This window comes from Pontibacter liquoris (genome assembly GCF_022758235.1).
In the GTDB taxonomy this organism is placed as follows: Bacteria; Bacteroidota; Bacteroidia; order Cytophagales; family Hymenobacteraceae; genus Pontibacter; species Pontibacter liquoris.
The window spans coordinates 447607-468193 of record NZ_JALEBG010000003.1; the positions used below are offsets into that span (position 1 = coordinate 447607).

A 20587-nucleotide genomic window follows, 5' to 3' on the forward strand; every position below is an offset into this window, starting at 1 on the left:
ATAAGACACGTTAGAAGGAAACATTTACTCCGAACAGATACTGACGCATGTTAGGATAATTCCCTTCGTCTATACCAAAAGCTGTGGTACCACCACTAATTTCCGGATCGACACCAGAATATTTGGTGATGGTAAACAGGTTAGCTGCCTGCACATACACCCGGAACCGCTCTATACCATACTTGCTGGTCAGGCCTGTTGGCAAGGTATAACCCAACTGCGCATTTTTAGCTCGCAGGTAGGAGCCGTTCTCCACATAGTAGGAGTTAGGAACGTTTGTTGTACTAAAGGAACCAACGTTCTCCTGGATAGGAGCTTTGGCATCATGATGCTCAGGCGTCCAGGAATCATATACAGCTGTTTTGCTTTTTGCACCAAGGAAGTTCGGATAGAAATCTGTCCACCATTTTACCTGGTTCCAGATTTCGTTGCCCTGGCTACCATATAGGAACATACTGAAGTCAAAGCTTTTGTAGGTTGCGGCAATGTTTAGTCCATATGTGAAATTCGGGTTCGGACTGCCCAAGATCACTCTATCGTCCGGCGTAATTAAACCGTCTCCGTTAGTGTCGGCATAACGGAAGCGCCCGATACCGATACCAGATTGATAAATAGCGGAAGTATCACCCGTGACGGCTTTTGCCTCTTCATTCGCATTGTTTATCTCTGACTCATCATCCCAGAAGCCTTCTATCTGGTAACCGAAGAAAGAGCTCATCGGATCTCCTACTCTGTTGCGGATAATGTTGCTGCCGTTAAAGCGACGCGATTCCAGATCAAAAGCCTGCGCCCCATTCGACACCTTCAGGATTTTGTTGTTGTATGTAGTAATAGTACCCGTTATGTCTAATCTGAAATCTGAAGTGACAGTTACGTGGCTGGTTACAGCAGCATCAAAGCCTTTGTTGCGCATTCGGGCAATGTTCACAAACGGAACCGTGGCGCTACCGGCAGTACCTGGGATTTCAGGGTTATATAACAGGTCCTTGATTTCCTTCACGTAATAATCAGCCGTAATATCCAAAGCTCCGTTCAGGATGGTTGCATCAATACCAATGTTGCTGTTAATGTCTGACTCCCACTTGGCATCCGGATTACCGATGCGTGTCCGTCTGAAACCTTCCGCCACAGAATTATTGGTACCACTAATATCATAGTACGTAACGTTTCTGTTAGAACCATAAGTGGTAAAAGCGTTAGCCGGGTCTACGTTGAGTTGGTTACCCATTACACCATAGCCTCCCCTGATCTTGAGATCCGTAATCCAGGAGATGCCCTGCATAAAGCTTTCCTGCGAAATACGCCAAGCGGCACTTACAGCCGGGAATGTGCCGTATTGGTTGTTCTGGAAACGCGAAGAGCCATCGCGACGCACGACAAATCCCAGCAGGTACTTGTCCATTAGGCTATAGTCTATTCTACCGATAAGAGAGAAGAGAGCATCTTCACCTCTGCCACTGTAGTTTGTCGGGGTACCGGATCCGGTGCTGAGCGTGGTAAAGTTAGGATCAAATGAGAAGTAGCCCTGCGTAGAACCTCCAAGGTTGTTATAAAAGTTATTGTAAGCCTCGGTTCCAACTACCACATTTAGGTTGTGGACATCATTGAAATTCTTTTTGTAGGCCAGCGTGTTGGTCCAGGTCCAGTTATAGCCGTTGCTTGCATCCTGATTAAACTGATTGAAGGTATTGTTTTCAGCACCTTCATATTCAGGATAGGTAAACGAGCGGCTGTTGTTGTTATACATTTCGCCACCAAAGCTGGTTCGGGCCGTAAAATCATTGAAGAGGTCCACCTCGGCGAACACATTACCAAACAAGCGATTATTCAGCACGTTATTGTTCGCAATTCGGGAAAGCTGCGCAACCGGGTTGCGGGCATTTCCTAATCCACTACCAAACGAGCCGGCAAAGTTGCCCATAATATCATATACCGGAATGATTGTTTGCTCCCGATACGCCATATTGATAGGGTTTTCTCCACCGCCAATCTGTGGATTGTCGATGATAGAGTAAGCCAGGTTTTCTCCTACACGGATATTCTTCCGCACATTATAGGTACTGTTAGCACGAACAGTATACCGTTTGAAGTAGGTATTCAACAGCGCTCCCTGCTGATCGAAATAGTTCGCGGAGAAATAAAAGCTACCCTGGTTACCGCCGCCACTCACAGCTATGTTGTGATTTGTGATAGGGGCCGGGCTGAAGATCTCGTTGAACCAGTTGGTACCCTGTTTGTTCGCTTTCACAATCCGATAGAATGTGTCCAGTTCGCCACTGCCACCGGTATAAAATGGATTCACTTTGTAAAGCGACGGGTCTACCCTCGGATCACCTTCCATAAGACCTGTTACTGTACCTGCTACCAAGTAATCAGGTAGCACGGGAGTGGCGCCGGTGCCATACAGTTCCTCGTTTTTAGCTACGCGCCAGTTCAAGTCAGCCATTTCCTGTGGCGAAGCTAAATCCCATACATTGCCTTCAGGTGGTCGTTGCGTACCATAATAGCCATCGTACTGCACCGTAACTTTATCTTTTCCTTTTTTAGTTGTTATAATAACAACCCCATTAGCGGCACGTGAACCATAAATAGAGGCAGATCCGGCATCTTTCAACACCTGCATCGTTTCAATATCATTTGGATTGATATCGTTGATATTTTGCGTTGGAACACCATCTACCACATAAAGCGGGCTGTTATTGCCGAATGTGTTAAAGCCGCGTATCCGCACCTGCTGACCTGCGCCTGGCTGCCCTGAGCCAAGCACCGTAACACCGGCAGCCCTGCCTTGCAACATACTGGTAACCTGGCCAGCGGGCTGTTTGGTCATCTCACTCACATCTACAATGGCTACAGACCCGGTCAGATCCTTCTTCTCCTGTGTAGCGTAACCTGTAACTACAATTTCCTGCAATGCCTGAGCATCCGTACCAAGCTTGATATCTACTGTAGAGCGGTTATTGATCGGTACTTCCTGAGTTTTGTAGCCAATAAAGGAAACTACCAGGGTGCCGTTACCATTAGGCACTTTCAGCGTAAAATTACCATTCGCATCTGTCGCCGTACCTGTGGTTGTGCCCTTCACTACCACGGTAGCCCCAGGTACACCGGCACCATTTTCGTCTGTTACTCTTCCGCTAACTTCCGTTGCCTGTACCATGTCTTCTGCTGTGTTATAAGCAGCAGTAAACATCCCCGGAGTTGTTGTCCCTGCCTGCACAGGCCCCTGTGCCAGGCACGCAGCAGCCACAAGCAAGGCAAAAACCTTTTTTTGTGGCACCGTTTTAAAATGGTTGCTCCTTGAGAGCGCCCAAGTATTGAAGTAATTCTTTTTCATACATTATTGGTTGAGAATGGAAACACGTTGGTTGCTGCTAACAATACATCACATTGTGTACTCTATTATAAAACAGACACATAAGAATATTTTCAAACAGACTAAAAGAAATTACGGGGAGAGCAGGCCAGAATAACTCGTTTATTCGCTTTTTGAAGGTGATTACTTACTTATTCTGATTGCCGCCTGAAAGATTAAAATAAAAATTGATAAAACCCACTTATCAAATTATTTTTTTATGCAAAAACCTTTCGGGATACTTTAAAATAACCACTACGGAATATTAAAATAAACAGCTATCCTACTTTGAAAAAAATTATTTAATAGAGCAACAAGCGATAGTTAAATAATTTTTTTAGTTAAGTTTTTGGAGTTACCAAATTATATGCTGTATTTGATCTAAATATCTTAAGCCTATAGAATGGTATCCTTGCTAACAGAAAGAAGCTACCTGGATAGCTTAAATAATATTGACCGGAAGAAGCACTTGCAGAAATTAAAGATAATCAAGCATCTTTACGTAAAAGGCCCAAAAACGAACACTGATTTATGCAACCGCTTCACAATCAGCTCTCCCACCTCCACAGGGCTACTGAATGAATTGATTTCCGAAGGTCTGGTAGAAAAGCAGGGCCGGGGCAAATCCGTAGGCGGCCGCAAACCAGATCTTTATGGCCTAAAGGACAATTCGCTGTTTGTACTAAGCATCGACATGGAGCGGTTTAAAACCCGCATGGCCATCTTCGACAATAACAACAATAATATCACCCAAATACACACCTTTCCTATTACCATCTCCAAGGACCTGCGCGCCGTAGGCCAGCTTTATGAGCACGCCAGCCACCTGATCCAAACCTCGGGCATCGACACAGCCAAGCTCATGGGTATCGGCATCAGCATGCCGGGTCTGGTATCTTCCGGAGCGGGATGCAATTTTACGTATCTACGCACGCCACCCGGGTCCGAATCGCTGCAGCAGTTGCTGGAGAAAAAATTTAAAAAGCCGGTTTATATTCAGAACGACGTAAAGAGCGCTGCCTTGGCGGAGTACCGGTTTGGACTGGCCAGCAACCGAAAAGATGTGCTGGTGCTTTCGATGGACTGGGGCATTGGTCTAGGCGTGTTTATGGATGGTAAACTTCGGGGAGGCGCCTCGGGCTTTGCCGGCGAGTTCGGGCATATTCCGCTGATAGAAGATGGCGTTTTGTGCCATTGCGGAAAGCGCGGTTGCCTGGAAACGGTTGCCTCTGGCATAGCGCTGGCCCGTATGGCAAAAGAGGGTATTAAAGCAGGACAAAGCTCCCTGCTCAACAAACTATCGGATCAGGAACTGGAGCAGATCGAGCCAAGCGTTATTATAGAGGCAGCAGTTATGGGCGATCAGTATGCCATTAATCTTTTGTCGGAAGTTGGCATGAACCTGGGCAAGGGAATCGCCATCCTGATCCAGCTTTTTAATCCCGAGCTTATCGTACTGGGAGGCAAGATCGCTGAAGCAAAGCAATTCATCACCACACCTATTCAACAGGCTATTAACACCTACTGCATGGCACAGCTGCGCGAAAACACCAGCATTGCCTCGTCTGAACTGGGCCCGGATGCCGGCATTATGGGCTCTGTGGCAACGGTGATGGAAAATATTTTTGAGAGCCAGATAGAACTGGCCAGATAAGCGAAACACAAAATGCGGCCAGTAGCATCCGCATACTTTCTGGAAAAGCCTTGTGCAAACCGGCAACAACAGCATACATACGCAACACCATACATACAATAATATACTTTATACCTGCTTAAACTATGGCCAGATTAAACCTTCTTGAAGAGACACGCTTTGAAAAACTTCCGGTAACGGTATATCCAAACGAGCATATTGCCTCGGTAAAGGTGGCCCAACGCATTGCAACCCTCATCCGCACCAAACAGCAACGGGGTGAACAGGCCGTTTTAGGCCTGGCAACCGGCGCCACACCTATAGAAGTATACGCCGAGCTGGTGCGCCTGCACCGCGAGGAAGCCCTGAGCTTCCACAACGTTATCACTTTTAACCTGGACGAGTATTATCCCATGGCCCCGAACGCAGCCCAAAGCTACGTCACGTTCATGAACGAAAACCTGTTCAACCACGTGGACATTCCCCGGGAGAACATTCACATTCCCGACGGAACACTGCCAAAAGACGAGATCACGGCTTATTGCCTGGATTACGAGCGTAAAATTGAGGCCCTGCACGGCATCGATCTGCAGATACTGGGGATTGGCCGTACCGGTCACATCGGATTCAACGAACCGGGCTCGGCGCCCAACTCGGGCACCCGCCTGGTAACGCTCGATGATCTGACCCGGCGCGATGCCTCGCGTGATTTTGGCGGAAAGCAGAACGTGCCCACCAAAGCCATTACCATGGGTATTGGCACTATCTTTAAAGCCCGCGAAATTATCCTGATGGCCTGGAGCGGTAAAAAAGCCCCTATCATCAAAAAAGCAGTGGAAGGCGAAATGTCCGGCGAGGTGCCGGCTACTTACCTGCAGCTTTCGGATAACGTGGAGTTTGTACTCGATGCTGATGCCGCCTCCGAACTGACGCGCTTTAACACGCCCTGGCTGGTAAAGGACTGCGTGTGGGACGAGCAACTAACTAAAAAAGCCGTTATCTGGCTCTCCGAAAAACTCAAAAAGCCTATCCTCAAGCTCACCGAAGAAGACTATAACAATAATGGCATGGCGCAGCTGGCCGTGCAGGAAGGACCGGCTTATAACATCAACATCCATATTTTCAACAAACTGCAGCATACCATCACCGGCTGGCCCGGCGGCAAACCCAAGGCCGACGACTCGCAACGCCCGGAACGCGCTGTGCCTGACAAAAAACGGGTTATTGTTTTCTCACCCCATCCCGATGACGATGTGATCTCGATGGGCGGCACGTTTATGCGTTTGGTAGACCAGGGCCATGAGGTGCATGTAGCCTACCAAACATCGGGCAACACAGCTGTATGGGATGATGATGTGCTCCGCTACATGGAATTTGCCGTTGACTTTGACAAGAGCATCGGGGAAGACAGTTGCCGCCTGCAGGAAATCTACAACGAAATGCGCGCCTTTTTTGAGACCAAACAACCTAACCAGCCCGATACGCTGGAGGTGCGGAACGTAAAAGGTTTTATCCGCAAGAGCGAGGCCATTGCAGGTGCGCGTTACGTGGGCCTGCCCGACGAGAACATCCACTTTATGGCGCTACCTTTTTACGAAGAAGGCAAGCTCCGCAAAAACCCGGTAACCGATAAAGACATAGAACTGACCATGGAGCTGCTCCAAAAGGTAAAACCGCACCAGTTGTTTGCAGCTGGCGATTTTGCAGACCCGCATGGCACGCACATAGTTTGCTTCCGGATTCTGGTCGAAGCCCTGCAACGCCTGCGCAAGACCGAGAGTTGGGTGGAAGACTGCTGGCTGTGGATGTACCGCGGTGCCTGGCACGAGTTCGAGACCTACGAGATCGAGATGGCTGTGCCGCTCTCGCCGCAGGAGGTGGAACGAAAAAGGAATGCTATCTTTAAGCACCAGTCGCAGAAAGACCGCCCGGTTTTCCCGGGAGATGATGAACGCGAGTTCTGGGTGAGAGCCGAAGAGCGAAACCGCGAAACGGCCCGCAATTACGACAGCCTGGGCCTGGCCGATTATGAAGCCATGGAAGCTTTCGTTAGATTCCATTTCTGATCGCCGGGGCTGCCAGAGCTAAATTATAAACTGGATAGCAGCCTGCGGAGCATAATCACACCTGATAGTATAAGTATAAAACAGCATAAGTAGAAGAGCGCCGGTATTACCGGAACCGCTCAGGAACGCAACATGACAAAGAAAAAAATTATTGCCATCGACATTGGAGCCACCAAGATCCACGTGGGTATTGTGCAGGACGGCGCCATTACAGCAGAGCGAAAAGTACCGACCTCGGCACAGGGATCGCAGGCGCAGGTATTAAATGAGATTGTGCAGGGAGTGGCCCAACTGATGGATGATGAGGTAGCCGGCATCGGCATTGGCGTACCCGGCCTGGTAGATGACACCACCGGCGTGGTATACGACCTTAACAATGTTCCCTCCTGGCAGGAAGTGCCGCTGGGCAAGCACCTGGAAGATCACTTTCAGGTACCCGTGTATCTGGGCAACGATGCCAACATGTTTGTGTTAGGCGAAAAGATGTACGGCCAGGCCAAAGACTTTAAGAATGTAGTGGGCATCACACTCGGCACCGGGCTGGGCGCAGGTATCATCATAGATAATAACCTGTATACCGGTACTCTCTCCAGCGCAGGAGAATTCGGGTGCATCCCCTACCTCGACAAGAACATTGAGGCTTATTGCAGCGGCAGTTTCTTTACAAGCAAGTATGGCCTGGACGGGAACACGGTAAAGCAGCGTGCCGAGCAGGGAGACAAGGAGGCGCTGGAAATTTTCCGTACCTATGGTGAGCACCTGGGCAATGCCCTGCACCTGGTTCTCTACACGCTCTCGCCGGAAGCTATCTTTCTGGGCGGTTCGGTCAGCCGCTCGTTCCACCTGTTTGAGGAAGCCATGCAAGCCCGCCTGCAGGCGTTCCCGTTTAAACGGGTAACAGCGCGCCTGGTGGTTGCCCCATCTTCTATCGATAATGCCGCCCTGTTAGGTGCTGCAGCCTTGTTCCAGATGAAGCAAACCGCACAGGCATTTGCCTCGCAACCCTGATAATCTATTCCCTAACCTGACAAAGTACGATCTTATGCAGCACGCAACTCTTCTTTCAATCTCATTCTTAAAGCACCTGTAAGCCATGGCACAAAAATCAATATTAACCGAGGAAAGGGCAATACCGGCCTCACAAAGTGGGGGCAGCATGCGATCGATGCTGATCATTGGCGCCCTGTTTTTCATTTTTGGCTTTGTAACCTGGCTGAATTCCGTTCTGATCCCCTACCTGCGCATTGCCTGCGAGCTCAATAACTTCGAATCGTACCTGGTGGCCTTTGCCTTTTACATCTCCTATCTAGTGATGGCTATACCGTCGGCCTGGGTGCTGAAAAAGACCGGCTTTAAACGCGGTATGTCTGTGGGGCTAGGCATTATGGCCGTGGGCGCGCTGGTGTTTATCCCGGCCGCCATGTCGCGCACGTATGTGCTGTTCCTGATCGGTTTGTTTATACAGGGCACCGGCCTGGCCGTGCTGCAGACCGCCGTAAACCCCTACGTAACCATACTTGGTCCGCGCGAGAGTGCTGCCAAGCGCATCAGCATCATGGGTATCTGTAACAAAGTGGCCGGAGCCCTCGCGCCGCTGATCCTGGGCGCTATCGTGCTGGAAAATGCCGACGTGCTGGTAAACAGCCTCAGCAGCATGAGCGCAGCTCAGCAGGCCCTGGAACTCGATGCACTGGCCACTAAAGTAATCACACCATACCTCATCATGGCCGGCATCCTGGTGTTACTGGCTATACTTGTATCGTTCTCTACCTTGCCTGAGGTGGATACCGACCACGAAGACGAAGCGGTTGCCTCTGCCAACACCCACAAGAAAAGCATTTTACAGTTTCCGCATGTGCTGCTTGGCGCCTTCACCCTCTTCCTGTATGTGGGCGTGGAAGTAATGGCCGGCGATACCGTGATCAGTTACGGCGCTTCCCAGGGCATTGCCCTGTCTACTTCCAAGTTCTTTACCACCTACACGCTTGTCGCTATGCTGGTAGGCTATGTGATCGGCATTGTAGCCATTCCGAAGTATATTTCGCAGGCCAAAGCCCTGCAGTTAGCAGCTTTGCTGGGCATTGCGTTTGTGCTGGTGGCCCTCTTTACCGACGGCTATATTTCGGTGCTGTTTATCTCGCTGCTGGGCCTGGCCAACGCGGTGATGTGGCCGGCTATCTGGCCCCTGGCTATTGCTGACCTGGGCCGCTTTACCAAGATTGGTTCCTCGCTGCTGATCATGGGCATCGCCGGCGGCGCCATTCTTCCGCTGGCTTATGGCGGCCTGGCCGATATGCTTAACCCGCACCAGGCATACTGGGTAATGGTGCCTTGCTACTTGGTGATCTGGTATTTTGCTACCTATGGCCATAAAATAAGAACAGCTTAACCCAAGTATAAAACGACCTTTTGCAAGGTTTCCTCTTCATCAAAAACGAAAAAAGTATGAAAAGATTCTTTTTCCTTTTTCTGCTGATTGCCCAGGTGGCCACAGCCCAGGAAATTTCGATTATCCCGAAGCCGGCCAGCGTGCAGCAAATGCCCGGCACCTTTACCATCACCAAAAACACCGTGATTGCAGTAAAGGATAAGAAAGACCGTGATGCTGCCAACTTCCTCAACGATTACCTGCAGCAGGTATACGGTTTTAAGCTGGACATCAAAAAGAAGGGAAAGCATAATTTCATCCGCTTTGCCACCCACAAGCCTGCGGGCACCCCGGCAAAAGACGGTTATACTTTAACGGCTACCAAAGACGGCGTAACGATTGAAGGCGATACCTATGCCGGTACGTTCTATGGCCTGCAGTCGCTCATCCAGTTGCTGCCGGTAGAAAAAAGCACCTCGCTGGTTATTCCGGCAGTGGCCATAAAAGATGTGCCGCGCTTTGATTACCGGGGCATGCACCTGGACGTAGGCCGCCACATGTTCCCGATTTCCTTTATCAAGAAGTATATCGACTACCTGGCCCTGCACAAGATGAACTACTTCCACTGGCACCTGACCGAAGACCAGGGCTGGCGATTGGAGTTCAAAAAGTACCCGGAACTGACCAAAACAGGCGCTTATCGTAACAGCACCATCATTGGCCGTTATCCCGGAACCGGGGTAGACAACACCCGCTACGGCGGCTTTTATACCCAGGACGAAGCCAAGGAGATCGTGAAGTATGCCGCTGCCCGCCACATTACGGTAGTGCCTGAAATAGAAATGCCTGGCCACGCCAGTGCTGCGCTTGCCTCTTACCCGTGGTTAGGTTGCCCCGGCACCGGCCCATATAAAGTAGAAGGCACCTGGGGTATTTTTGACGACGTATACTGCGCCGGCAAAGATTCTACCTTCACATTCCTGCAGGATGTAATGGATGAGGTGATGGCTATTTTCCCGTCTAAGTACATCCACGTAGGTGGCGACGAAAGCCCGAAGTCAAACTGGAAAATCTGCCCGCTTTGCCAGAAAAGAATCAAGGACGAAGGCCTGAAAGACGAGCATGAACTGCAGAGCTACTTTATCCAGCGCATGGAGAAGTATATCAACGGCAAAGGCCGCACTATAATTGGCTGGGATGAGATACTTGAAGGCGGACTGGCTCCAAACGCCATTGTAATGAGCTGGCGAGGCGAAGCAGGCGGCATTGCGGCTGCCCAGCAACACCATAACGTTATCATGACGCCGGGCACTCACGTATACTTCGACCATGCCCAGAGCCAGCGCGAAGACTCGGTGACAATTGGCGGCTTTACAAGCATCGAAAAAGCCTACAGCTACGAACCCATCCCCAAAGAACTGACTGCCGAACAGGCCAAGTATGTTTTAGGCGCTCAGGCCAACGTTTGGACCGAATACATGAGCAACACGGCCAAAGTAGAATACCAGATCTTCCCGAGGATGAGTGCTTTGAGCGAAGTGCTCTGGACCGCACCGGAGAAAAAGGATTACAAAGACTTTGAGAAGCGGTTGCTGACCCAGTTTAAACGCTATGATCTATGGGGTGCCCGTTACAGCAATGCCTACTACGATATTACGGCTAATGTGCAGCCTTCCGCAGACTTCCAGGGTGTAACCGTGAAGATGGATGCGAAAAAGGACCTGGGCAAACTGGTCTACACCATCAAAGGCAAGCAGGCTGAAACCCCTTATTCCGGTCCGATCGTGTTAAAAGAATCTTCGCAGGTTACCGGTTTATACTACAAGGATAACCAGCTGATGGATTCGGTTACAATCAAAGTGAATGTAAACAAAGCCACCGGAAAGCAGATCACGTTGCGTGAGCAGCCTTCCACGTATTTCCCGGGCAATGGCGCTTTCACGCTGATAGACGGCATCGTGAATGAGAAAGGCGGCCGCGACCAGGCTACCGTAGGTTTCTCAGGCAGCGACCTGGAAGCCACCATTGACTTGGGCAGCGCGCAGCAGATCAACAATGTGGTGATCCATGCCCTGAACGCAGGCGGCACATACGTATACCCGCCTAAAGGCGTGGAAGTATACGGCTCTTCTGACGGGGTAACCTTTAAGCCACTCGGAACGGCAAACGCGGTATCGGAAGTAGCCGGCACCAAAGCCATTATGAAGGTTAACTTCAAACCGGCTAACACCCGCTTTGTAAAAGTTGCAGTAAAAAACATGCAGACCGTGCCGGAAGGCAAGCAGGGTGCCGGCGAAAAAACGTGGCTCTTCCTGGATGAAATTCAGGTAAACTAAGCGCCCCTTTCCCACTCTAACTTAGTTAAAAGACCTTTCGGCCGCTCGCCGAAAGGTCTTTTGCTTTTAGCAGCCCCGTGATCCGGTAACATATGCGCTGCCCTCTGCCGCAAAGGGCAGTTAAAAGTATAACTGACAGATTTGGAAGTCGATTAAAACAGGCCCAGCTTTTGCTGTTAATAGGAGTGCAGTTGATAGCCAAAGCGCTTATTGCTCAAAGTATTATTTGTAAAAGAATTTCACTAATTTTGCAGTTGTATCTTTTATTATTTTAATAGTGATGATTATGGGAATGTATCCTGAATATATGGTTGCCCCGATTCGTGAGGACCTGACCTCTATCGGCTTTGAGCAACTGATGACGGCCGACGAAGTGGAGCAGGCGTTAAAGGAAGAAGGCACTGTGCTGTTAGCGGTAAACTCGGTTTGTGGTTGTGCTGCTTCTAAAGCGCGCCCAGCCCTTAAAATGGCAGTGGCTTCGTCAGATAAGCGCCCTGCTAAACTGGTAACCGTATTTGCCGGCATGGAGCAGGATGCGGTAGCCAAAGCCCGTGAGCACATGTTGCCTTACCCGCCCTCTTCCCCGTCTATTGCCTTGTTCAAAGACGGCGAGCTGGTACACATGATTGAGCGCTACCACATTGAAGGCAATGACCTGAACCGCATTGTAGATAACCTGCAGGGTGCGTTCGAAGCATATTGCTAGTAACAAGCAAGTATAAACAGAAAGGCCGGTTCATGAACCGGCCTTTCTGTTTTAAGGGCAACTGCTGCCTTAAGCAGGTATATTTTTAAGATCAAAGCCCAGATCGTGGCGGTAGTAGCGGCCCTTCCAGGTAATGGTCTCGGCAGCGGCATTGGCTTTGGCCAGTGCTTCTTCCCGCGTATCGGCCAGAGCTGTTACCGCAATCACGCGGCCGCCATTGCTCAACAGCTTGCCATTTTCCAGCACCGTACCGGCATGAAAGACCATCACATCAGCTGCAACTTGCTCCAGGCCACTGATCTCCTTGCCTTTTTCAAATCCCTCGGGGTAGCCGCCCGACACCAGGAAAACCGTGGCTGCTGTGCGTGGGTCCACTTCCAGCTTAAACTCGCCCAGCTTGTGGTCGTGCAAGGCCCGGAATAGCTCGAACAAATCGGATTTGATGCGCGGCAGGATGGCCTCCGTTTCCGGGTCGCCCAGGCGCACATTAAATTCTATTACCATAGGCTCGCCGTTTACGCGAATCAGGCCAATAAACAGGAAACCGGTATAATCCAGCTGCTCTTCCTGCATGCCGCGCAGGGTCGGTTCGATCACGCGCTCTTTTACTTTTTGCATAAAGGCCTCATCGGCAAATGGTACCGGTGAGATGGCGCCCATGCCGCCGGTGTTCAGGCCAGTATCGCCCTCGCCAATGCGCTTGTAATCTTTTGCTTCGGGCAGCAGCACGTATTCTTTGCCATCGGTCAGGATAAACACCGATACTTCGATGCCCTGCAGGTACTCTTCGATCACCACTTTGCTGCTGGCATTGCCAAAGCGCTTGTTGCGGAGCAGGTCTTCCAGCGCATCTACTGCCTCTTCAAAATTCTGGGCAATGATCACGCCTTTGCCGGCCGCCAGCCCATCGGCTTTAATCACGACCGGAAACGTATGGTTGCGCACATAGTCCACAGCCTCGCGGAAAGTGGCTTCTGTAAAGGTTTTGTAAGCGGCCGTGGGGATGTTATACTTCTGTAGAAACTCTTTGCAGAAATCCTTGCTTCCTTCCAGCATCGCCCCTGCCTTTTTTGGGCCCACCACCAGGATGTGCTTCAAATACTCCGAGCTCTGAAAAAAATCATGAATGCCTTCAACCAGCGCGTTCTCCTGCCCTACTACCAGCATCATGATGTTAAAGTCGGTGGCAAACTTTGCCAGCTCGTTAAAGTCATGGATGTTCACGGCGGCCGTGGTGCCAAAAGCAGCTGTTCCGGCGTTGCCGGGCGCTACAAAGACCTGTTCACAATACTCACTTTGGCTTAGTTTCCAGGCAATGGCATGCTCGCGGGCGCCGGACCCAATAATCAAAACGTTCATGGTATAAGGGCTAATTACGGGTTGTTATTTGTTTGTGCTCCATTGTTGTGCAGCAGAGCGATATACTGCGAAGTTATAAATTTATACTTGCTCTTACAGCACAAAGTAGGTTTTATACTTTGCAAGCGGGTTCAAGTTGGCCGGAGCTAAGTATATAAGTATAAAAGAAAAGACCGCTACACATGGCAGCGGTCTTTCATATCCATCTTGCTGAACAAAAATCAACAATTAACAATTGCTCATTTAGTTGGCATACTCCGACAGGAACTTGATGCGCATCAGGCGCAGGTCTTCCTCGGTATAATCATCTGTTCCCAGTTCCTGCAGGGCTACGCTGATGTTATCGGTGCTGGCATGCATAAAATAATCGTAGATCTCTTCCTGCCGCTCGTGGTCCAGAATATTGTTGATGTAGTAATTCAGGTTCAGCTTGGTGCCCGAGTAGCAGATATGCTCTATCTCCTCTATCAGTTCCTGCATGGTCAGGTCTTTGGAGGCTGCCAGCTCTTCCAGGTCCACTTTCTTATCGATCTGCTGGATGATGTAGATCTTGATCTTGGATTTGTTCACCGTGGTTTTCACCACTACATCGGCCGCCGTCACAATATCGTTTTCCTCTACATACTTGGTGATCAGGTCCAGGAAGGGCTTGCCGAACTTCTGGGCCTTGCCCATACCTACGCCGGCAATGTGGGCCAGGTCCTCTTTGTTTAGCGGGTAAACAGTGGCCATTTCCTTTAACGACGGGTCCTGGAACAGCACGTAAGGGGGCAGGCCTTTTTCCTTGGCCAGTTTTTTACGCAGGTTCTTAAGCAGATCAAACAGCACTTCGTCGTGTCCGGCAGCGGCTTGCGTCTCTTCCTTCTCTTCGTCGGCTTTCACTTCCTGTTCGTAGTTATGGTCTTTGGTCAACTGAATCGAATGCGGGTTCTGAATAAAGTCCAGGCCTTTCTGCGTCAGCTTCACAATCCCGAAGTTCTCAATATCCTTCTCCAGGTATTCTGACAACAACACCTGGCGCAGCACAGAGCTCCAGAACTGCACATCCTGGTCTTTGCCGGCGCCAAATACTTCCAACTTGTCGTGGTCGTAGCTGGTAACGTACTGATTGCGCAGCCCCGTCAACACAGCCGTCAGGTGGTCGATACTAAAGCGCTCGCCGGTTTGCTGCACAGCCTTCAGAGCCAGCTGCGCTTCCTGCTGGGCCTCAAAACGCTCCTTGGGGTGCAGGCAGTTATCGCAGAAGCCGCAGTCTTTTTCATAGGCTTCACCAAAGTAATGCAGCAACTGCTTGCGGCGGCACACGGCCGAGTCGGCATAAGCGGCCATCTCCTGCAAGAGCAGCTTGGAGTTATCGCGCTCAGTAACGGGTTTGTCTTTGTTAAACTTCTCCAGCTTGATGATATCATCGTAGCTGTAGAACATCAGGCAGTTGCCTTCCAGGCCATCGCGGCCGGCGCGGCCTGTTTCCTGGTAATAGCCTTCTATGGATTTCGGTGTGTCGTAGTGGATCACAAAACGCACATCCGGCTTGTCGATGCCCATACCAAAAGCAATAGTCGCCACGATCACGTCGCAATCTTCGTTCAGGAAAGCATCTTGGTTATGCATGCGCACGTTGGCATCCAGCCCGGCGTGGTACGGCAGCGCCTTCACGTCATTTACGCGCAGCAGCTCGGCAATCTCCTCCACCTTTTTGCGGCTCAGGCAGTATACCACGCCACTCTTGCCTTTGTTGAGCTTCACATACTGGATGAGCTGCTTTTTGGTGTTATGCTTAGGGCGCACCTCATAGTATAAATTGGTGCGGTTAAACGAGGATTTAAATACCGAAGCCTCGTCCATCTGCAGGTTACGCTGTATGTCGAGCTGTACTTTGGGGGTAGCCGTGGCCGTAAGCGCAATAATGGGCAGGTTGCCGATCATGTCGATGATGCCGCGGATGCGGCGGTACTCCGGGCGGAAATCATGCCCCCACTCCGAGATGCAGTGCGCCTCGTCGATGGCCACAAACGTGATGTTGGAGTTGCGCAGGAACTCGATGGTATCTTCTTTGGTAAGCGACTCCGGCGCCACGTACAACAGCTTTACCTCCCCGGCCAGGGTCTCTTTTTTAACCTTGTTGATCTCTGACTTAGACAGGGTAGAGTTCAGGAACTGGGCGTTCACCCCAAAAGCGTTCAGCTGGTCTACCTGGTTCTTCATCAGGGCAATAAGCGGCGATATCACAATGGCCGTGCCCGGGAGTGACAACGCAGGCAACTGGTAGCACAGCGACTTGCCTGCTCCCGTTGGCATAATGACAAAGGTATTCTTGCCGTTGATAATGTTGTTTATTATCAGCTCCTGATTGCCTCTGAATTGACTATAGCCAAAAACTTCCTTTAATTTGTTCTTGAGATTTACCTCTTGTTTTACCGACATGTAATCTTGCAAAAAATATTCCTGGTGCAACGTACCCGTTGAGAGCACATTTAATACAAATTTAATTTGAATCTACTTAATAACATCACTCAAACTGCAAAAAAAGTCTTGCATACAGAAGCTGACGCAATCGCCAGACTAGCTGATTTTATCGACGAAGGCTTTACCCAATGCGTCGAAGCTATTTTGCAGTGCCAAGGCCGCGTGGTGGTAACGGGAATCGGCAAAAGCGCCAACATTGCCACCAAGATTGTAGCTACCCTCAACTCCACCGGAACCCCGGCAATTTTTATGCATGCCGCCGATGCCATCCACGGCGACCTGGGCATGATCCAGCCCGAGGACTTTGTGATCTGTATTTCCAAAAGCGGCAACACCCCGGAAATAAAAGTATTGGTTCCGCTGCTAAAACGCAAAGGCTCCAAACTGGCAGCTATGGTGTCCAGCACAGACTCCTACCTGGCCCAGTGTGCCGATTTTATACTTAATGCCCACGTAGAGCGCGAAGCCTGCCCCCATAACCTGGCGCCTACCACCAGCACCACGGCTGCGCTGGCACTGGGCGATGCGCTGGCTGTTTGCCTGCTGGAAGCCCGCGGCTTCAGCAGCTCCGATTTTGCCGGCCTGCACCCGGGTGGCTCCCTGGGCAAGCAGCTCTACCTGATGGTAGGCGATGTATACCCGCAGAATGAGGCCCCGCACGTAGAGGAAAACGCCACCCTGAAAGAGATTATTATAGAGATCTCTTCTAAACGGCTGGGCGCCACAGCAGTTGTAAAGGAAGGCTCCCGGCAGTTAGTCGGCATTATAACCGACGGAGACCTGCGCCGTATGCTCAACAACTTTGCTTCCATTGAAGGAATCCGTGCCACCGACATTATGACGCCTTCCCCGCTCACGATCGCACCCGACCAGTATGCGGCCGAAGCGCTGGCTATAATGCAAGATAAAAGTATAACGCAGCTTATTGTCACAAAATCTGGTAATTTTGAGGGCTTTGTACATTTACACGATTTATTAAAAGAAGGACTCGTTTAACGACATGGATAACAACACTTACGTAGTGATTATGGCTGGCGGCATCGGAAGCCGCTTCTGGCCTTTCAGCCGGACTAATTACCCCAAGCAGTTTCATGATGTGCTGGGCACCGGCGAAAGCATGCTGCAGATGACGGCCCGCCGCTTCAAGGATATTTGTCCGCCTGAAAACATCTTTGTGGTGACCAACAAAGACTACGAGTCCCTGGTAAAAGCGCAACTGCCGCAACTCAGCGACAATCAGGTGCTGCTAGAGCCTGTTGGCCGCAACACGGCCCCCTGCATTGCTTACGCGTCCTACAAGATTTCCCTGCTCAACCCCAATGCCAACCTGGTGGTGGCTCCCTCCGACCACGTGGTGCTGAAAGAACAGGTGTTTACGGACGTGATCAACAAGGCAGTAGCAGCTGCGGCCAAAGACGATGTACTGATCACGCTGGGCATTACCCCAAGCCGGCCAGACACCGGGTATGGCTATATCCAGTACATCAACGATGAAACCAAAAGTATAAAGAAAGTAAAGACCTTTACCGAAAAGCCGAACCTGGAACTAGCGCAGATGTTCCTCAACAGCGGAGACTTTGTATGGAACTCCGGCATTTTTATCTGGAACGTGCAAAGTATCCTGCGGGCTTTCCGCCAGTACCTGTCCGAGATTTCCGAGATCTTTGAAGAAGGCGCCAGCGCCCTCAACACGCCCGAAGAGCAGAACTTTATTACCCGCGCTTACTCCCAGTGCCGCAACATCTCTATCGATTACGGCATTATGGAGAAAGTCGACAACGTATATGTGCTGCTGGCCGATATGGGCTGGTCTGACCTGGGCACCTGGAACTCGCTTTATACCATCAACAACAAAGACGAGAACGGCAACGTGATAGACGGCGAGGTGCTGCTCTACGAAACCCGCGACTGCATTGTGAAAACGCCCAAAGAGCGCCTGGTGGTTTTGCAGGGGCTGGAAGATTACATCGTAGCCGAATACGACAACGTGCTGATGATCTGCAAAAAATCAGAAGAGCAAAAAGTAAAGGAGTTTATGGCAGACGCCAAGTCGAAGAAAGGCGCCGACTATATTTAAGTTAGTTACGAATTACGTATTCAGGCAAGTATAAAAATATTGCTTTCGTAAATCGGTCTTAAAAAAGCCCCTGCAGCTGTTGGTTGCAGGGGCTTTTTGTTACAAGTATAAAACACGTCTATCTTGGTTGGCCGGAGTTGCTGCTATCGTGCAGGCGCTGGCTCATGGCCTGATACAAAATAATGCCAGTCGCTACCGATACGTTTAGCGAGCCGATCTGGCCCATGAGCGGAATACGCAGGCGGGCATCGGCGCGCTTGAGGTACTCCGGCGAAATACCGTCTTCTTCGCTTCCCATGATTATGGCTGTGGGTCCTGTCATGTCCACTTCGTTATCCGTCAGGCTCTGCTCCGTTTTCTCGGTACAGGCTACTATCTGCACGCCGTAATCCTTCAGGTAATCAAGGGTGTCTTTCAGGTTTGGCTCGCGGCAAACGGGCACCAGGTGCAGCGCCCCGGCCGAGGTTTTAATGGCATCGGCATTGATCTGTGCGCCGCCGCGGCTCGGGATCACAATGGCATCTACGCCCATACATTCGGCGTTGCGGGCAATGGAGCCAAAATTGCGTACATCCGTAATGCGGTCCAGGATAAGCAGCAGTGGGCTCTTGCCTTGCTCAAACAGGGAGGTCACGATCTCGGCCAGCGGCGCATACGAGATGGTCGACAGGAACGCCACGGCTCCCTGGTGATTTTTTCGGGTGAGATTGTTAAGTTTCTCTACGGGTACGGAGGCAACCGGCACATCAAACTTTTTGGCCAGGTCCGTGATCTCGTCGGTGGTGCTGTTGCGGGAGCCCCGCTGCAGAAATATTTTCTCTAATGTTTTACCGGCTAGCATGGCTTCTAAAATAGGCCGTGAGCCGAAAATCATTTCTATCTTCTCTTCCCGGGGTGTTCTGGGGCTACCGTAGCGGCTGCCTACATTTTTGTTATACCTGCTCTCCATTTGGCTACTGTGCTGTACCAGCTCTCCTCGTATTCGGGGCGCCGTATCAGCTCATAATGATTTCCGGTAAAGTTATTCTCTTTTTTGGTAAAAACGAACTTCACGTAAGGCGAGGTCTCCGAATCGCGGTAGATCCAGCTCTCGGTGTTGCCCACATGGCTTACATCACTGGGTATGCCATAGATGATGTAGATCATACCCCGGTCAGTGGCCCAACCGGCCTTGTGCGAAGTATAAAGCTTGTTAGCGGTCTCTACCCGGCCATAGTAGGTGCGGATCAGCTCCCGCGCCTTGCTTTTGTCGCCGGCCAGCTTTAACCAGAACCGGTCCACGGCTGCTTTGGGGTCCGTTTCCCGCAACAGGGCCTCGCGCTCCGCGGTGGTAGTGAGATAAATGAGCGGTGGCAGCAGCTCACTGGCCATCGTTACCAATGGAAAGGCATTGGGCTGCGCCAGGATGCCTGCTGCAAATTTGCTGCCCGGCGCAAGCAGGTAAAGGCCGGGTGTTTGCAGGTAAAAAGTATCGCCTGGCACCACCGTTTTTGTTTCCGCTACTGAAATGGTGCGCGGCACCACCTCCTGCCGAGCCGACATGGGCGGCAGTGCCGGCGTGAAATCGGCCTCAAAGCGCTGCATTTCCAGCAGGCCCGCCTCCGGGCCATACTTCTGCAGCAGCAAGGGCGTGGTGGTGGTGGTATAGTCCTGCAACAGGGGCCTGTTACTGGCGGATTGCATCACTATAAAATGCTTCTCTCCCATAGCGGCCTGCAAGGGCAACCTATACTTGGTTTGCAGGCGCTCGCCTGCGCTCAGGTGCTGCCATAGCTGCAGGTGCAGCACGTTGGGCTCCTGTACCAAGCGCAGCGGCAGCGTTAAAGGCACTAGCACGCCCTGCCCCTCTACCTGGCCCGCTTTAGCAATGTTCACCGAATCGGTGGCTAACACGGCATCGCGCTCGGTTGCACCGGCCCGCACGCTATAGTAGAGGCTCTTGGCCGTTTGGCTTACCGCCAGCACCTGCCGCACATCTTCGAACCGCAGGAACAAGTATAAGCTGTCGCCACGCGCATAAAAGCGGTGCAGCATGGTAACCTCGGGCCGGGGCGGGCGCGCCATACTTACCGGCTCCAGCCGCCGGCCGGAAGATACCGGACTGCCACAACCGGCACTTAGCAGCAGCATAAAAAGAAAGAAGGGGATCAGGATATACTTCATTCTAACTGGAGTTTGGTAAGCCCGAAAACTAGAAGCCGGGCTGTGAGGCACAACCCGG

The 20587-nt window shown here is 51.0% G+C and carries 13 protein-coding genes; 8 read left to right on the top strand and 5 right to left on the bottom strand.

Annotated features, from left to right (window positions below; translation table 11 throughout):
• Positions 1–10: 10 nt before the first annotated feature.
• Positions 11–3337: a SusC/RagA family TonB-linked outer membrane protein gene (locus LWL52_RS18830; protein WP_242923236.1), complete on the bottom strand. Its 3327-nt coding sequence runs from the start codon at positions 3335–3337 to the stop codon at positions 11–13.
• Positions 3338–3938: 601 nt separating this feature from the next.
• Between LWL52_RS18830 and LWL52_RS18835 the strand changes: the two genes are divergently transcribed.
• The 6 genes from LWL52_RS18835 to LWL52_RS18860 all read left to right on the top strand — a co-directional run bounded on the left by LWL52_RS18835 (position 3939) and on the right by LWL52_RS18860 (position 12464).
• Positions 3939–5009, top strand: a complete 1071-nt coding sequence (locus tag LWL52_RS18835; RefSeq protein ID WP_242923238.1) for an ROK family protein — start codon at positions 3939–3941, stop codon at positions 5007–5009.
• A gap of 125 nt (positions 5010–5134) precedes the next feature.
• Positions 5135–7054 carry a glucosamine-6-phosphate deaminase gene (gene nagB, locus LWL52_RS18840; RefSeq protein ID WP_242923240.1) on the top strand — a complete coding sequence of 640 codons (1920 nt, stop codon included), beginning with the start codon at positions 5135–5137 and terminating at the stop codon, positions 7052–7054.
• Between the two features lie 132 nt (positions 7055–7186).
• Complete coding sequence (locus tag LWL52_RS18845; protein WP_242923242.1) at positions 7187–8062, top strand: ROK family protein; 876 nt, start codon at positions 7187–7189, stop codon at positions 8060–8062.
• Between the two features lie 85 nt (positions 8063–8147).
• A complete protein-coding gene (locus LWL52_RS18850) occupies positions 8148–9443 on the top strand; it encodes a sugar MFS transporter (protein WP_242923244.1) in 1296 nt (431 codons plus the stop codon).
• Between the two features lie 56 nt (positions 9444–9499).
• The gene (locus tag LWL52_RS18855) at positions 9500–11758 is read left to right on the top strand and encodes a glycoside hydrolase family 20 protein (protein ID WP_242923246.1); all 2259 of its coding nucleotides are present in this window, start codon (positions 9500–9502) and stop codon (positions 11756–11758) included.
• A gap of 292 nt (positions 11759–12050) precedes the next feature.
• Complete coding sequence (locus LWL52_RS18860; protein WP_302467802.1) at positions 12051–12464, top strand: BrxA/BrxB family bacilliredoxin; 414 nt, start codon at positions 12051–12053, stop codon at positions 12462–12464.
• Between the two features lie 69 nt (positions 12465–12533).
• On the opposite strand, the gene purD is transcribed toward LWL52_RS18860, so the two are convergent.
• Both purD and recQ read right to left on the bottom strand, forming a co-directional pair.
• Positions 12534–13823: a phosphoribosylamine--glycine ligase gene (gene purD / locus LWL52_RS18865; RefSeq protein WP_242923250.1), complete on the bottom strand. Its 1290-nt coding sequence runs from the start codon at positions 13821–13823 to the stop codon at positions 12534–12536.
• 243 nt (positions 13824–14066) lie between these two features.
• Positions 14067–16247, bottom strand: coding sequence for a DNA helicase RecQ (recQ, locus tag LWL52_RS18870; protein ID WP_242923252.1), 2181 nt, complete (start codon positions 16245–16247; stop codon positions 14067–14069).
• A gap of 66 nt (positions 16248–16313) precedes the next feature.
• Between recQ and LWL52_RS18875 the strand changes: the two genes are divergently transcribed.
• On the top strand, positions 16314–17285 hold the full coding sequence (locus LWL52_RS18875) for a KpsF/GutQ family sugar-phosphate isomerase (protein WP_242923254.1): 972 nt from the start codon (positions 16314–16316) through the stop codon (positions 17283–17285).
• Between the two features lie 4 nt (positions 17286–17289).
• Entirely contained in the window at positions 17290–18366 is a 1077-nt protein-coding gene (locus tag LWL52_RS18880; RefSeq protein ID WP_242923256.1) for a mannose-1-phosphate guanylyltransferase, read from the top strand.
• A 118-nt stretch (positions 18367–18484) separates the two neighbouring features.
• Here LWL52_RS18880 and rlmB read toward each other — a convergent pair whose 3' ends face one another.
• Entirely contained in the window at positions 18485–19315 is an 831-nt protein-coding gene (gene rlmB, locus LWL52_RS18885; protein WP_242923258.1) for a 23S rRNA (guanosine(2251)-2'-O)-methyltransferase RlmB, read from the bottom strand.
• Positions 19288–20529 (bottom strand): GWxTD domain-containing protein, encoded by a 1242-nt coding sequence (locus LWL52_RS18890; RefSeq protein WP_242923260.1) that lies wholly within the window; start codon positions 20527–20529, stop codon positions 19288–19290. Before LWL52_RS18890 ends, rlmB begins: the two co-directional genes overlap by 28 nt.
• Between the last annotated feature and the right edge of the window lie 58 nt (positions 20530–20587).